Consider the following 14,826-nt stretch of genomic DNA (forward strand, 5'->3'; position numbering starts at 1 on the left):
GATCGGGCCGCGGACTCAGAGCACCCGGGAGAGGAAGGCGCGGGTGCGCTCGTGCTGCGGATTGGTGAGCACCTCGCGCGGGTGACCGGATTCGACCACGACGCCGCCGTCCATGAAGACCAGCGCGTCGCCGACCTCGCGGGCGAAGCCCATCTCGTGGGTCACCACGATCATGGTCATTCCGTCCTGGGCGAGCTGGCGCATGACGTCCAGGACGTCGCCGACGAGCTCCGGGTCGAGCGCCGAGGTGGGCTCGTCGAAGAGCATCAGCTTCGGCTCCATGGCCAGGGCGCGGGCGATCGCCACGCGCTGCTGCTGGCCGCCGGAGAGCTGAGAGGGGTAGTTCTTCGCCTTGTCGGCGAGGCCGACCCGCTCGAGCAGCTGCATGCCCCGCTCCTTGGCGGCGGCCTTGGCCTGGCCCTTCACCTGGACCGGCGCCTCGATCACGTTCTCCAGCGCGGTCATGTGCGGGAAGAGGTTGAAGCGCTGGAACACCATGCCGATGTCACGGCGCTGCAGGGCGACCTCCTTGTCCTTCAGCTCGTAGAGCTTGTCGCCCTTCTGCCGGTAGCCGACCAGCTCGCCGTCGACCCAGAGCCGGCCGGCGTTGATCTTCTCCAGGTGGTTGATGCAGCGCAGGAAGGTGGACTTGCCGGAGCCGGAGGGGCCGACCAGGCAGAACACCTCGCCCTTGCGGACCTCCAGGTCGATGCCCTTGAGCACCTCGACCAGGCCGTAGGACTTGCGCACGCCCTCGGCGCGGACCAGGACGTTCGACGGGGTGGACTTCTCGAAGTCGGTCACTTGGCACGCCCCAGGGAGAAGAGGTTGGCCTTGATCTTCTGCAGCGGGGTCGGCGGCAGGTTCCGGGTGGAGCCCTTGGCGTAGTGCCGCTCCAGGTAGTACTGGCCGATGCTGAAGATCGTGGTGAGCACCAGGTACCAGAAGCAGGTGACGAAGAGCAGCTCCATCACCGCGAGGTTGCTGGTGTAGACGTCCTTGGCCTTGGTGACCAGCTCGGGGTAGGTCACCACGTACGCCAGCGAGGAGGTCTTCAGCATGTTGATGAACTCGTTGCCGGTCGGCGGGACGATGACCCGCATCGCCTGCGGCAGCACGATCCGCCACATGGTCTTGGTCCGGGAGATGCCGAGCGCGTGGGCGGCCTCGGTCTGGCCCTCGTCCACCGACTGGATGCCGGCCCGGACGATCTCCGCCATGTAGGCGCCCTCGTTGATGCCCAGGCCCAGGAAGGCCGCCATGAACGGGGTGATGATTTCGTTGGTGGAGGTGCCGAACATGGTCGGGAAGACCAGCGCCAGGTTCCACCAGATCAGCAGCTGGACCAGCACCGGGGTGCCGCGGAACAGCCAGATGTAGCCCCACGCCACGGTCGAGGTGACCGGGTTGTGGGAGAGCCGCATGACGGCGGCGAGCACACCGAGGATCAGGCCAAGCGCCATCGAGGCGACGCTGATCAGCAGGGTGTTGCCGGCGCCCTTGATCATCTCGGGCTTGAACAGGTAGTCGCCGGTGATGGACCACTGGATCTTCGCGCCGGCGAAGGCGGCGATCAGGGCGGCCAGCAGGGCGACGACGGCGACCGCGGCCACCCAGCGGCCGTAGTGCCGCACCGGGATCGCCTTGATCACGTGCTCGGCGGGCACCTGGTCCGGGCCGGTCGGGGGAGTAGTCATGGGGATGAGGCCTCTCGGGCGGGCGGAGGGGGAGACGGGGTCGGGCCCGCGGTCACTCGAACCGCGGGCCCGACCGGGGCGGTGGCTCAGGAGCCGCCGTTGACCGTCGCCTCGGTCACCGCGCCGAGCTTGACGTTCCACTTGTCGAGGATCTTGGCGTACTCGCCGTTGGCGATCAGGGCGTCCACGCCGGCCTTGACCGCGTCGCGCAGCTGCGCGTTCTCCTTGGAGACGCCGATGCCGTACAGACCCGGGTCGATCTGCTCGCCGACGACCTCGAAGTCCTTGCCGCCGCCCGAGGTCTGCGCGTTGTACGCGGCGACCGGGTAGTCGTTGAGGTCGGCCACCGCGGCGCCGGCCTTCAGCTTCAGCAGGGCCTCGCCGTCGTGCTCGTAGCCCTGGATGGTGATCTCACCCTTGCCGGCGGCCTTGCACTTCTCGGACTGGGCCTTGGCGGTGTCCTCGTTGACCGTGGCCTTCTGCAGGGCGACGGTCTGGCCGCACAGGTCCTCCAGGGACTTGATGCCCTTCGGGTTGCCCTTCTGAACCAGGATCGAGGTGCCGGCCTTGAAGTAGTCGACGAAGTCGACGCCCTTGCCCTGGCGCTCCTTGTTGTCGGTCATCGCCGACATGATCAGGTCGATCCGCTTGGTGGAGAGCGAGGTGATCAGGGTGTCGAAGCCGGCGTCCTGGATCTGGAACTTCACGCCGAGCTGCTTGCCCAGGGCCTCGGCCAGGTCCGGGTCGATGCCGGTGATCTTCTCGCCCTGCTTGAACTCCACCGGCGCGTAGGCGACCTCGGAGCCGACCTTGACGACGCCGGCCTTCTGGATGTCGGCGGGGAGCTTGCTGTAGAGCGGCGCCGACGAGCCGGAGGCGGTGCTCGTCTTGTCGCCGTCGCTGCCACAGGCGGTGAGGAGCAGAGTGCCGGCGGCCAGGGCGGCACCAGCCGCGAGGAAACGGGTGCGCTGGGTACGAGCGGTCATGAGGGGGATCTCCTCCTGTTGGGAGAGTCGGGCGGAGCGCGCCGCCGGGGGAAGCGAGCACCACCCTCCGCCGAGGTGGGCTTTTGCGATCCGAGTTGTGGGAATCCTGCCACTCGGCACCGGTGGACGGACCCTTATTCAGATCAAAATCGGATAACAAGGGGCCAGGATGTCCGCTATTCGGACGAATGCCGCGCCCCTGTCACCCTGCGTATAAGTATGCAGACCCGGCGGGTCAGAAACCGCCGTTGACCACGGCGTTCTGTGCCGCGCCCGCGCCCACGCCCCACTTGTTGAGGATCTTCTCGTACTCGCCGTTGCGGATGATCCGGTCCAGGGCCTTGGTGAGCGCGTCGCGCAGCTCGGAGTTCTCCTTGGTCAGCGCGATGCCGTACGGCGCCGCCTGGAGCTGCGCGCCGGCGACCTGGAACTGGGCGCCGTTCTGGCCCTGCTGGGCGACGTACGCGGCGACCGGGAAGTCGCTGAGGTCGGCGACGGCCTTGTTCGAGCCGACCAGGGCCAGCGCCTCGGCGTCACTGTCGGTGAGCTTCACGGTCATCGGCTTGCGGTTCTTCTCGCAGGCCCCGGTCTGCCGCTGGATGATCGCCGCCTGGGTGGTGCCGCGCTGCAGCGCGATGGTGCGGCCGCACAGGTCGTCGAGCGAGCCGATGTTCTGCGGGTTGCCCTTGGACACCACGATCGACGTGCCGGCGATGAAGTAGTCCACGAAGTCCACGCCCGGGGTGACCTGCTTGCCGGTCTCGTCGGTGCCCTCGCGGCGCTGCCGGTTGTCGGTCATCGCCGACATCACGACGTCGTAGTTCTTGGCGTGCAGCCCGGGGAGCAGCTTGTCGAACGGGGTGTCGACGAATTCCACCCGGACTCCCAGCACCTCGCCCAGCGCGTTGGCGATGTCCGGGTCGAGGCCGTCCGGCTTGTTGCCCTGGCTCTTGAACTCGACCGGCGCGTAGTTCAGGTCCACGCCGATCTTGATCGCGCCGGCGGACTTCACCGCGGCCGGCAGCCGGTCGTGGAGCTTCTCCTCGTTCGGCTCCTTCGGTGCGGGAGAGGCGCAGGCGGTGAGGAGGACGGACCCGGCGACGGCGGTGGCGCCGACCCGGCCGGCGGTGCGTATGGCGTTGTGCAGGACGTACATGACGTGCGGTGCTCCTGTGGGAGAGGTGGTGCTGTTACCCGCCGGTACGCGCCGATCGGCGCGGGCTGTCCACGTCCGCGCGAGTACGCGGAGCGCCGGATTCCGGTCGTCGAACACGGGATCCTGCCATCCCGGCCTGCTGGGTCGGGCATCGGGTGTGTCAGAATCTGGTATCGGGTGACCCCCGAAGCATGAACACAGGCCGACGGTCCGCGACAGGACCGGGGTGCGCAGGACTGGAAGCCGGGTACGCCGGCTCTGGATCCGAGGCACCGCCTCCCCTCCGGGTCTGCGTTCACTCCTGCGGGTGTGCACGCCGGACGGCTGTTGCCGCTGGCGGGCGGACGCTTCCGACGTCCGTCCGTCGTCAAGTGGTCGATTCGCCGTGAACGGTGTGCGAAATGGACGTAACGGCACAAGGTGCGGTGCCGTGGTCCGACCTAGGCTCGAGCGGAGTCCGTCACATTGCCGACTCCGGCCGGCCGGGCCTGGGTACAGCCGGCAGTAACACAGCGCAGAACACCCATAAAACCCTCAACCGAGGGCGCCGCCCGACGGCTGCCGTCGGGTTCGTTGCGCTCTCGCTGAACACTGACGAAGAGGTCATCGTGGCAGCGGAGATCATCCACCCCAACACCCAGGACACGACCGAGGACCCGGTCGACGCCGTTTTCGCGCTCCACCGCGGCGGCAAGATGGAGGTCCGTGCCACCGTGCCGGTGCGCGACGCGGACGACCTGTCCCTCGCCTACACCCCGGGCGTCGCCCGGGTCTGCACCGCCATCGCCGAGCAGCCCGAGCTGGTCAACGACTACACCTGGAAGTCCAACACCGTCGCCGTGGTCACCGACGGCACCGCGGTGCTGGGCCTGGGCGACATCGGCCCCGAGGCCTCGCTGCCCGTGATGGAGGGCAAGGCGATCCTCTTCAAGCAGTTCGGTGGCGTGGACGCCGTCCCGATCGCGCTGGCCTGCACCGGCGTCGACGAGATCGTCGAGACCGTGGTGCGGCTCGCCCCGTCCTTCGGCGGCGTCAACCTGGAGGACATCTCGGCCCCGCGCTGCTTCGAGATCGAGCGCCGGCTCCAGGACGCCCTGGACATCCCGATCTTCCACGACGACCAGCACGGCACCGCGATCGTCACCACCGCCGCGCTGTGGAACGCCGCCAAGGTCACCGGCCGCGAGATCTCCTCGCTGCGCGCCGTGATCTCCGGCGCCGGCGCCGCGGGCATCGCCATCGCCAAGATGCTGGTCGCCGCCGGCATCGGCGACGTCGCGGTCTGCGACCGCAAGGGCGTGGTGCACGAGGGCCGCGGCGACCTGACGGACGTCAAGGCCGAGATCGCCGCGCTGACCAACCGCACCGGCGTCGAGGGCTCGCTGGCCGACGCGCTGAACGGCGCGGACGTCTTCATCGGCGTCTCCGGCGGCACCGTCCCCGAGGACGTCGTGGCGACCATGGCCGAGGGCTGCTTCGTCTTCGCGATGGCCAACCCGACCCCGGAGATCCACCCCGAGGTCGCCCACAAGTACGCGGCCGTCGTGGCCACCGGTCGCTCGGACTTCCCGAACCAGATCAACAACGTGCTCGCCTTCCCCGGCATCTTCGCGGGCGCGCTGTCGGTCCGGGCCACCCGGATCACCGAGGGCATGAAGCTGGCCGCCGCCAAGGCGCTGGCCGGTGTCGTCGCCGACGAGCTGACCCCGCAGAAGGTCATCCCGTCCCCCTTCGACGAGCGGGTCGCCCCGGCCGTCACCAAGGCCGTCGCCGAGGCCGCCCGCGCCGAGGGCGTCGCCCGCCGGTAACGCGATAGCACGGTTCCGGGGCCCGGGACACGCGGTGAGACTCACACACCCGCGTGGTACCGGGCCCCGCCCGTTCCCGGCTATCGTCCGGGACATGTTCGCTGCCTACGCCGCACGTATCGACGCCGACGACCCGCTGAGCGGACTGGAGTTGGGCGAGCTGCCCGAGCCCCAGGCACGCCCCGGGTGGAGCGTGGTGACCGTCAAGGCCGCCACCCTCAACCACCACGACCTGTGGTCGCTGCGCGGCGTGGGCCTGCCCGCCGAGCGGCTGCCGATGATCCTCGGCTGCGACGCCGCCGGCGTCGACGAGCACGGCAACGAGGTGGTCATCCACTCGGTGATCGGCCAGAGCGGCCACGGCGTCGGCCCGGCCGAACCGCGCTCCATCCTGACCGAGCGCTACCAGGGCACCTTCGCCGAGCGCGTCGCCGTCCCGACCTGGAACCTGCTGCCGAAGCCGGCCGAGCTCTCCTTCGCGGAGGCCGCGTGCCTGCCCACCGCCTGGCTGACGGCGTACCGGATGCTGTTCACCAACGCCGGGGTGAAGCCCGGCGACACCGTGCTCGTGCAGGGCGCGGGCGGCGGCGTGTCCACCGCGCTGGTGGTGCTCGGCAAGGCCGCCGGCCTGCGGGTCTGGGTGACCGGCCGGGACGAGGCGAAGCGGGCCCGGGCCGTGGAGCTCGGCGCGGACGCCGCGTTCGAGTCCGGCGCCCGGCTGCCCGAGCGGGTGGACGCCGTGATGGAGACCGTCGGCGCCGCCACCTGGTCCCACTCCGTCAAGGCGCTCAAGCCGGGGGGCACGATCGTGATCTCCGGCGCCACCAGCGGCCCGAGCCCGAAGGCCGCCGAGCTGAACCGGATCTTCTTCCTGGAGCTCAAGGTGGTCGGCTCCACCATGGGCACCAAGGAGGAGCTGGCCGGCCTGCTGGCGCTCTGCGCCAACACCGGCGTCCGCCCGGTGATCGACTCCGTCCAGCCGCTCGGCGCGGCCCGCGACGCCTTCGCCCGCCTCGCCAAGGGCGACGTCTTCGGCAAGCTCGTCCTGACGCCCTGACCGGCACCGCGGCCTGGGCCGCCCGCAGCGAGCGGGCGGCCCAGGCCGCGGTCGCCGACCGGTCAGGAGCCGAAGTCGAGCTTCTCCACCGCCGCGGCGAGCACGGCCTGGGCGCGGGACAGCCGGGCGGCGGTGACGCCGTCGTCGCGGGCGGCGTCGCGGACGCGGTCGCGGAAGCGGTCGAGCAGGCGCTCCAGCTCGCGGGCCGGGTCGCCGGCGGGGTCGGTGCGGGCCCAGTCGGGGAGCTCGGCCGGGGCCTGGTCGTCGAGGTCGATCCGGACCGACTTCAGCTGCTCCTCGGCGGTGGGGTGGCCCCACTTCGCGGCGTCGGCGAGCGAGCCGAGGCCGCGGGTGAGCTCGGCCAGGCCCTCGCTGAGGCCGGTGGACCAGTCGCCGCGGGAGGCGTGCTCGCGGATCTGCTCCTCGATCCGCTTCTTCAGCCGCAGGGCCTCCTGCTGGGCGGCCGACCGCGCGGCCTTGGACTGCTCGCGCAGCCGCTTGGCCTCGGCCTCGGCGGCGCGGGCCTGCTCCTTGGCGGCCCGCTCCTGCTCCTTGGCGCGCTTGGCCTGCTCCTTCGCCTGCGCCTTGAACTGGGCGAACTCGTCCTTGGCGCGCTGCCAGGACTCCTTGTCGCCCCACGGCCCGGCCCACGGGTCGCCGGCCCGGCGGCCGGACCGGGGAGCCTGCTCGGCGTCCTGCCAGAGCTGGGCACGCAGGTCCTTGGCGCTGTCCCGGACGTCCTCGCGGATCGCCCCGGCGAGCTCGGCGACCGAGTCGCGGATCTCCTGCTCCAGCTCGGCGAGCTCGCCCTGCCGGGAGGCCAGCTCGGCGCGGCCCGCGTCGGTCAGCCGGTACACCTTGCGGCCGCCCTCGGTGGAGTGCGCGACCAGCCCCTCGGCCTCCAGCTTGGCCAGCCGGGGGTAGACGGTGCCGGCCGAGGGCGCGTACAGGCCCTGGAAGCGCTCCTCCAGCAGACGGATCACCTCGTAGCCGTGCCGGGGGCTCTCGTCGAGCAGCTTCAGCAGGTACAGGCGCAGCCGGCCGTGGCCGAAGACGGGGGTCATGTCACAGCTCCTTGCTGAGGTCGGTCTTGCCGAGGTCGGCCGGGGCGGGGAGCTCCTTCGGCGCGGCGGCGCCGTCCTCGTCGGTGTCGGGGCGGCGCTGAATGGTCACCGGGCCGGTCACGGTGGTGGCCTGGAGGCGGCCGGCGCCGCTGCCGAGCTGGCCGCTGAGCCGCTTGGCGCCCCAGCTGGAGACCAGGGTGAGCTCCTCGAAGGCACTGGAGAGCTGGCCGGTGGTGGTGCCGGCCTCGACCTTGGCGTCGGCGAGCGAGGGCAGCCGGATGCCGACGGCGCCGGAGACGGTGCCCACCGAGATGTCGGTGGGGGTGGTCGCCTCCACGTCGAGGGTGATGCGGCCGCTGACCGACTTGGCCTGGATCTTCTCGGCGAGGCCGGCGACCAGGGTGAGCGCGCCGGAGACGGTGTTGACCCGCAGCTCGCCGGCCAGGTCCTCGGCGTCGACGTCGCCGGAGACGGTGTTGACGTGGGTCGGGCCGGAGAGGCCGACCAGCGTGGTGCCGCCGCTGGCGCCCTGCACCGAGACCTCGCCGGTGATGCCGGAGACGGTCGTGTCGGCGGAGATCGTGCCGATCTTCACGGTGGCGTCGGCCGGGACGGCCAGCGAGACCACGGCCTTGCGGCGGCGGCGCAGCGTGCCGAAGAACTGCTTGGCGGACTGCACGGACTTCACCGCGTCGCCGAACTCGCCCCAGCTGAGGTCCTTGTAGGTGACGGTGAGCACGCCGTCCTCCAGGGTGACCTGGAGCGGCTCGCCCTTGAGCTCGCTGACCTCCAGCCGGGCCGGGCCGTCGGTGGGCACCACGTTGACGGCGCCCTCGATGATCCGTACGTGCAGGGTGGAGACCGGCTCCTCGGAGCTGATCTTCGTCGTCTCGTCGACCGTCCACTGGGTCATGGCTGTCCCGTCCTCCCGTTCGCGATGTATCGCGTTCCTCTGTCATTCACGATATATCGCGTTCTGGAGTTGTCAAGCACCCCCCGGGAACGGCGAACGGCCCGGGAGGCGATCGCCTCCCGGGCCGTGTCGGTGCGGTTTCCTACTCGTCGTCCTCGTCGTCGAGGCGGGCCAGCCAGGTGGCCAGCCGCTCGACCGGGACCTCGAAATCGGGGTTGAGGTCGACGAACTCGCGCAGACGCTCGGCCAGCCACTCGAAAGTGACCTCCTCGTCGCCGCGTCGGCCCGCCAACTCCTCGATGCCGCGGTCGGTGAAGTACACGGTGCGCTCCGGTGCGATGGGGGTGTGACCCCGTCAGGATAGAACGGCCGGGTCAGCCGTCGTGGCGGTAGTAGCTGGCCGACAGCCGGACCTCCGCCGTGCTCCGGTTGCCCTGCTCCAGCACCGTGACCACGGCGACCCCGCCGTTGACCCGGTTGCGGACGCAGAACACCCGGCCGACCGGCAGCGCGTCGAAGGCGAGGTCGGTCACCGGGGCCCGGTCGATCCCGGCCGCGCACTGCTCGGGCGTCAGGCCGCCGTCGCGGGAGACGAACACGTCCGAGTTGCCGGACCAGGTGAAACGGCCGAGGCCGGGCTCCAGCTCCCAGGACGGGCTCGCCCCGTCGGAGACCACCTTCCCGGCCGCCAGGTCGAAGCTGTAGGTGTAGTCCGGGCTGTGCAGCTCCCGGTCCCGGTACACCTCGGTGTACCGGCCCTCGGCGGAGCCGCCCCGGGCGGTCCCCTGCGGGCTCCCCGCGGCGCCGGCCGAGCCGCCCGCGACGCCGCCGGTGGCCGCGCCGTTCCCGTCCGCCCGGCCCTTCAGCGCCACCCCGGCCGCGGTGCCGGCCAGCACCATGACCACCGAGACGGCCAGCAGGGTCTTCCAGGAGACGCTCCCGCGCCGGGGCGCGGGCCCGGCGGCCGTCCGGGTCGTGTCGTACGCGCCGGCCGGCGGTGGGCCGAAGCCGGCCGGGGGCGGGCCGAAGCCGGCGGCGGGCGGCACCGCCGGCACGGGTGGGCCGGACACCGGCACGGGTGGGCCGGACACCGGCACGGTGACCGGGGCGGTCGGCGGGATCGCGGGCGGCGGTGGGCCGGCGGGCGCCGTCGGCAACGGCGCCGGGGGAGTGTGCGGCAGGTCGGAGCGGCGGGTGAGCTCGGGGCCGACCCCGGCCGGCAGCCAGTCGTCGCCGAACCGGAGCAGGCCGCCGACCGCCGGGTGCGCGCGGGCGACCTCAATGATCTCGGCGGGCGCCGGCCGGTCCTCCGGCCGCTTGGCCAGGCAGCGCAGCAGCAGGCCGCGCAGCTCGGCCGGGACGCCGTCGAGCACCGGCTCCTCGTGCACCACCCGGTACAGCACGGCGGTCTCCGGGCCCTCGCCGAACGGCGGGACGCCCCCCGCCACGTACGCGGCCAGTGCACCGAGCGCGAACACGTCGGTGGCCGGGGTGACCGGGTGGCCCTGCGCCTGCTCGGGGGCCATGAAGGCGGGCGAGCCGATCCGGAAGCCGGTGCCGGTCAGCGCGGTGGCGTCGGCCGCGCGGGCGATGCCGAAGTCGATCACCCGCGGTCCGTCGCCGGCGATCAGCACGTTGGCCGGCTTGAGGTCCCGGTGGACCACCCCGACGCCGTGGATCGCCTGCAGCGCCTCGGCGATCCCGCCGAGCAGCAGCAGCACGGTCCGGACCGGCAGCGCGCCGTGCTCGCGGACCACCTGCTGCAGGGACGGGCCGGGCACGTACGCGGTGACCAGCCAGGGAGCCTCGGCGTCGAGGCCGGAGTCGATCACCTGCGCGGTGTAGAGGCCGTGGATCCGCCGGGCGTTCAGCACCTCCTGGGCGAACCGGCGGCGGAACTCAGCGTCCTCGGCGAACTCCGGGCGCACCACCTTGAGCGCCACCGGACGCCCGCCCGGCGTGTACGAGAGGTAGACCCGGCCCATGCCGCCCGCTCCCAGCCGGGCGTACAGCCGGTAGCCGCCGACCTCGGCCGGGTCCTCGGCGAGCAGCGGACGGAAGACGGGCGGCGGCAGCGGATCGGACATGCGAGGTTCCCCCAGTGAGCGCACGCGGTGACCGCCATACCGTAGCGGCCCGCCCGTCCGGCGGCTGACGGGGGCTCAGCGGCGGGCGCCGGCCGGAACGCCGAAGGCCCGGCCCCTCGCGGTGCGGGGGCCGGGCCTTCGGGAACGACCGGGGTCAGATCGAGAAGACCTCGTCGACGATGGCCTGCTGCTCCGCGGCGTGCCGCTTGGCCGAACCCACCGCCGGGGCGGAGGAGGCCGTGCGGGCGACGCGGCGCAGACGCGCACCGCCGTTGGCGCTGCGGCCGATGACGACCTGCAGGTGGTCGACCAGGTTCATCGCGATGAACGGCCAGGCACCCTGGTTGGCCGGCTCCTCCTGCGCCCAGATGAACTGGACGTCCGAGCCGTACTTGGCCAGCTCCTCCTGGAGCTCGGCGACCGGCAGCGGGTAGAGCCGCTCCATCCGGACGATGGCGGTGTCGGTGATGCCGCGCTCGGTCCGGGCCGCCTCCAGGTCGTAGTAGAACTTGCCGGAGGTGATGACGACCTTGCGGACCTGAGCCGGGTTCACCGTGGAGTCCCCGATGACCGGGCGGAACGAGCCCGACAGGAACTCGCTGGTGGCGGACGCCGCGGCCTTCAGGCGCAGCATCGACTTCGGGGTGAAGACGATGAGCGGCTTGTGGTGCGGGTTGTGCGCCTGCCAGCGCAGCAGGTGGAAGTAGTTCGACGGCAGGGTCGGCATCGCGACCGTCATGTTGTCCTGCGCGCACAGCTGCAGGAAGCGCTCCGGGCGGGCGGACGAGTGGTCCGGGCCCTGGCCCTCCATGCCGTGCGGCAGCAGCAGGGTGACGCCGGAGTGCTGGCCCCACTTCTGCTCGGCGGAGGCGATGTACTCGTCCACCATGGTCTGCGCGCCGTTGACGAAGTCGCCGAACTGCGCCTCCCACATGACCAGCGCGTTCGGGCGGGTCAGCGAGTAGCCGTACTCGAAGCCCATCGCCGCGTACTCCGACAGCAGGCTGTCATAGACGGTGAAGCGGGCCTGGTCCTCGGTCAGGTACAGCAGCGGGGTGTAGTCCTCGCCGGTGTTGCGGTCGATCAGCACCGCGTGGCGCTGGCCGAAGGTGCCGCGGCGGGAGTCCTGGCCGGCCAGGCGGACCGGGTGGCCCTCCATCAGCAGCGAGCCGATGGCGAGGGTCTCGCCGGTGGCCCAGTCGATGGTGTTGTCCTCGACCGAGGCGGCGCGGCGCTGCAGCTGCGGCAGCAGGCGCGGGTGCACGGTCAGCCACTCGGGCAGGTTGACCTGCGAGGCGGCGATCCGCTTCACCATCTCCTCGGAGATGCCGGTCTGGATGTTGACCGGGAAGTCGGCGACCGGGCGGCCGTTGGCGGTGCTGGTCTGCGCGGTGGCCTCGCGGACCTCGGAGAAGACCTTCTCCAGCTGGCCCTGGAAGTCCTGGAGCGCCTGCTCCGCCTCTTCCATGGTGATGTCGCCGCGACCGATCAGGCCCTCGGTGTACAGCTTGCGCACCGAGCGCTTCTTGTCGATCAGGTCGTACATCAGCGGCTGGGTGAACGACGGGTTGTCGGCCTCGTTGTGACCGCGGCGGCGGTAGCAGATGAGGTCGATCACGACGTCCTTGTGGAACGCCTGGCGGAACTCGAAGGCGAGCCGCGCGACGCGGACCACGGCCTCCGGGTCGTCGCCGTTCACGTGGAAGATCGGGGCCTCGATCATGCGGGCCACGTCGGTGCAGTACATCGAGGAGCGCGAGGACGCCGGGGCGGCGGTGAAGCCGACCTGGTTGTTCACCACGATGTGCACGGTGCCGCCGGTGCGGTAGCCGCGCAGCTGCGACATGTTCAGGGTCTCCGCGACCACGCCCTGGCCGGCGAAGGCCGCGTCGCCGTGGACCTGGATCGGCAGCACCGGGAAGGTCGTGCCGCCCTGGTCCAGGATGTCCTGCTTGGCGCGGGCGATGCCCTCGACGACCGGGTCGACCGTCTCCAGGTGGGACGGGTTGGCGGCCAGCGACACCTTGATGGTCTCGCCGTCCAGGCCGGTGAAGGTGCCCTCGGCGCCCAGGTGGTACTTGACGTCGCCGGAGCCGTGCATGGACTTCGGGTCGAGGTTGCCCTCGAACTCGCCGAAGATCCGGCCGTACGGCTTGCCGACGATGTTGGCCAGCACGTTCAGGCGGCCGCGGTGGGCCATGCCGATGACGGCCTCGTCCAGGCGGTGCTCGGCCGCCGCGTCGATGGTCGCGTCCAGCAGCGGGATGAGGGACTCGCCGCCCTCCAGCGAGAAACGCTTCTGCCCGACGTACTTGGTCTGCAGGAAGGTCTCGAAGGCCTCGGCCGAGTTCAGCCGGCGCAGGATGCGCAACTGCTCCTCGCGCTCGGGCTTGGTGTACGGCTTCTCCAGGCGCTCCTGCAGCCACTTGCGCTGCTTCGGGTCCTGGATGTGCATGTACTCGATGCCGACGGTGCGGCAGTAGGTGTTGCGCAGCAGGCCGAGGATGTCGCGGAGCTTCATCATCTTCTGGCCGCCGAAGCCGCCGACGGCGAACTCGCGCTCCAGGTCCCACAGGGTGAGGCCGTGCTGGACGACGTCCAGGTCGGGGTGCTTGCGCTGCTTGTACTCCAGCGGGTCGGTGTCGGCCATCAGGTGGCCGCGCACGCGGTACGCGTGGATGAGCTCCATGACGCGGGCGGTCTTGTTGACCTCGTCGTCGTGGGTGGCGGCGACGTCGGTCGCCCAGCGGACCGGCTCGTACGGGATCCGCAGCGACTCGAAGACCTCGTCGTAGAAGCCGTTCTCGCCGAGCAGCAGCTGGTGGATCGAGCGCAGGAACTCACCCGACGCGGCGCCCTGGATGACGCGGTGGTCGTAGGTGGAGGTCAGCGTCATGATCTTGGAGACGCCGAGGCGGGCCAGCGTGTCCGGGGAGGAGCCCTGGAACTCGGCCGGGTACTCCATGGCGCCGACGCCGACGATGGTGCCCTGGTTCTGCATCAGGCGCGGCACGGAGTGCACGGTGCCGATGCCGCCGGGGTTGGTCAGCGAGACGGTGACCCCGGTGAAGTCGTCCATGGTCAGCTTGTTGGCGCGGGCCCGGCGGACGATGTCCTCGTAGGCCTGCCAGAAGCCGAAGAAGTCGAGCGTCTCGGCCTTCTTGATGGCCGCGACGACGAGCTGGCGGTCGCCGTTCGGCTTGACCAGGTCGATGGCCAGGCCGAGGTTGATGTGCTGCGGCTTGACCAGGTAGGTCTTGCCGTCCTCCACCTTGTAGCTGTAGTTCATGCCCGGGTTGGCCTTGACGGCCTGGACCAGGGCGTAGCCGATCAGGTGGGTGAAGGAGACCTTCCCACCGCGGGCGCGCTGGAGGTGGTTGTTGATGACGATGCGGTTGTCGATCAGCAGCTTCGCCGGGACGGCGCGCACCGAGGTCGCGGTCGGGACCTCCAGGGACGCGTCCATGTTGGTCGCGACGGCCTTCGCCGGGCCGCGCAGCTGGACCAGCTCGGGGCCGGTCTCGGCGGCGGGCGCGACCGCGGCCGGGGCGGCGGCCTTGGGCGCCGGCGGGGCGGCGGGAGCGGCGGCGAGCGGCGCGGGCGCCGGCTGGACCGGAGCCGGAGCGGCCGGTGCAGCGGGGGCGGGCGCCGCCGGAGCGGCAGCGGCAGGAGCGGCAACGGGGGTCGGCGTGGGGCCGACCGGGGTTGCGGCCTGGGTCACTGGAGTCACCTCGGTACCGGGCTTGTAGTCGGCGAAAAAGTCCCACCAGGCTCGGTCGACCGAGTTGGGATCCTGGAGGTACTGCTGGTAGATCTCGTCGACGAGCCACTCATTGGGGCCGAAGCCAGTGGAGCTTGCCGAGCTGCTGGGGGTTTCAGGGTGTGGCGACATCGGGGCAACCGCCCTCTTCCGCTTCCTTTTGGATGGTTGGACAGCGGGGATTAAGGCTACGCCTCCGACCAGTGATCGCGCAGTCCCCACCGGTCAGGCGTCGCCCAGATCACATCGGCGGGCAGGATTTTGGCCGGATCTGCGCGTTAGAGATCCGGTAAAGGTG

The 14,826-nt window shown here is 71.1% G+C and carries 11 protein-coding genes; 2 read left to right on the forward strand and 9 right to left on the reverse strand.

The genetic code is table 11. From position 1 onward, the window contains the following. Positions 1–15: 15 nt before the first annotated feature. The 4 genes from ABEB06_RS23890 to ABEB06_RS23905 form a co-directional block, all read right to left on the reverse strand. Complete coding sequence (locus ABEB06_RS23890) at positions 16–804, reverse strand: amino acid ABC transporter ATP-binding protein (protein ID WP_345698933.1); 789 nt, start codon at positions 802–804, stop codon at positions 16–18. After that, positions 801–1,697 (reverse strand): amino acid ABC transporter permease, encoded by an 897-nt coding sequence (locus ABEB06_RS23895; RefSeq protein ID WP_345698934.1) that lies wholly within the window; start codon positions 1,695–1,697, stop codon positions 801–803. The genes ABEB06_RS23890 and ABEB06_RS23895 overlap by 4 nt, the downstream gene beginning before the upstream one ends. A gap of 86 nt (positions 1,698–1,783) precedes the next feature. Continuing rightward, the gene (locus ABEB06_RS23900; RefSeq protein WP_345698935.1) at positions 1,784–2,683 is read right to left on the reverse strand and encodes an ABC transporter substrate-binding protein; all 900 of its coding nucleotides are present in this window, start codon (positions 2,681–2,683) and stop codon (positions 1,784–1,786) included. Positions 2,684–2,918: 235 nt separating this feature from the next. Further along, complete coding sequence (locus tag ABEB06_RS23905; RefSeq protein ID WP_345698936.1) at positions 2,919–3,839, reverse strand: ABC transporter substrate-binding protein; 921 nt, start codon at positions 3,837–3,839, stop codon at positions 2,919–2,921. Positions 3,840–4,447: 608 nt separating this feature from the next. Here ABEB06_RS23905 and ABEB06_RS23910 point away from each other — a divergent pair. Then, positions 4,448–5,647, forward strand: coding sequence for an NAD(P)-dependent malic enzyme (locus ABEB06_RS23910; protein ID WP_425559685.1), 1,200 nt, complete (start codon positions 4,448–4,450; stop codon positions 5,645–5,647). A 94-nt stretch (positions 5,648–5,741) separates the two neighbouring features. Beyond that, on the forward strand, positions 5,742–6,704 hold the full coding sequence (locus tag ABEB06_RS23915; RefSeq protein ID WP_345698937.1) for a zinc-binding dehydrogenase: 963 nt from the start codon (positions 5,742–5,744) through the stop codon (positions 6,702–6,704). A 62-nt stretch (positions 6,705–6,766) separates the two neighbouring features. On the opposite strand, the gene ABEB06_RS23920 is transcribed toward ABEB06_RS23915, so the two are convergent. The 5 genes from ABEB06_RS23920 to ABEB06_RS23940 form a co-directional block, all read right to left on the reverse strand. Continuing rightward, on the reverse strand, positions 6,767–7,768 hold the full coding sequence (locus ABEB06_RS23920; RefSeq protein WP_345698938.1) for a PadR family transcriptional regulator: 1,002 nt from the start codon (positions 7,766–7,768) through the stop codon (positions 6,767–6,769). A 1-nt stretch (position 7,769) separates the two neighbouring features. Beyond that, entirely contained in the window at positions 7,770–8,681 is a 912-nt protein-coding gene (locus ABEB06_RS23925; protein ID WP_345698939.1) for a DUF4097 family beta strand repeat-containing protein, read from the reverse strand. 142 nt (positions 8,682–8,823) lie between these two features. Then, the gene (locus tag ABEB06_RS23930; RefSeq protein WP_345698940.1) at positions 8,824–9,003 is read right to left on the reverse strand and encodes a DUF6104 family protein; all 180 of its coding nucleotides are present in this window, start codon (positions 9,001–9,003) and stop codon (positions 8,824–8,826) included. A 52-nt stretch (positions 9,004–9,055) separates the two neighbouring features. Continuing rightward, positions 9,056–10,768: a serine/threonine-protein kinase gene (locus ABEB06_RS23935; protein ID WP_345698941.1), complete on the reverse strand. Its 1,713-nt coding sequence runs from the start codon at positions 10,766–10,768 to the stop codon at positions 9,056–9,058. Between the two features lie 154 nt (positions 10,769–10,922). Beyond that, positions 10,923–14,660, reverse strand: a complete 3,738-nt coding sequence (locus tag ABEB06_RS23940; RefSeq protein ID WP_345698942.1) for a multifunctional oxoglutarate decarboxylase/oxoglutarate dehydrogenase thiamine pyrophosphate-binding subunit/dihydrolipoyllysine-residue succinyltransferase subunit — start codon at positions 14,658–14,660, stop codon at positions 10,923–10,925. Positions 14,661–14,826 lie beyond the last annotated feature (166 nt).

The sequence above is a fragment of the Kitasatospora terrestris genome (genome assembly GCF_039542905.1).
GTDB classification, from domain to species: Bacteria; Actinomycetota; Actinomycetes; order Streptomycetales; family Streptomycetaceae; genus Kitasatospora; species Kitasatospora terrestris.

Bases quoted from the DNA above. Each gene is read 5' to 3' on its own strand.
- ABEB06_RS23905 (WP_345698936.1), bottom strand. From the start codon at position 3,839: ATGTACGTCCTGCACAACGCCATACGCACCGCCGGCCGGGTCGGCGCC.
- ABEB06_RS23915 (WP_345698937.1), top strand. From the start codon at position 5,742: ATGTTCGCTGCCTACGCCGCACGTATCGACGCCGACGACCCGCTGAGC.
- ABEB06_RS23920 (WP_345698938.1), bottom strand. From the start codon at position 7,768: ATGACCCCCGTCTTCGGCCACGGCCGGCTGCGCCTGTACCTGCTGAAG.
- ABEB06_RS23940 (WP_345698942.1), bottom strand. From the start codon at position 14,660: ATGTCGCCACACCCTGAAACCCCCAGCAGCTCGGCAAGCTCCACTGGC.
- ABEB06_RS23925 (WP_345698939.1), bottom strand. From the start codon at position 8,681: ATGACCCAGTGGACGGTCGACGAGACGACGAAGATCAGCTCCGAGGAG.
- ABEB06_RS23900 (WP_345698935.1), bottom strand. From the start codon at position 2,683: ATGACCGCTCGTACCCAGCGCACCCGTTTCCTCGCGGCTGGTGCCGCC.
- ABEB06_RS23895 (WP_345698934.1), bottom strand. From the start codon at position 1,697: ATGACTACTCCCCCGACCGGCCCGGACCAGGTGCCCGCCGAGCACGTG.
- ABEB06_RS23935 (WP_345698941.1), bottom strand. From the start codon at position 10,768: ATGTCCGATCCGCTGCCGCCGCCCGTCTTCCGTCCGCTGCTCGCCGAG.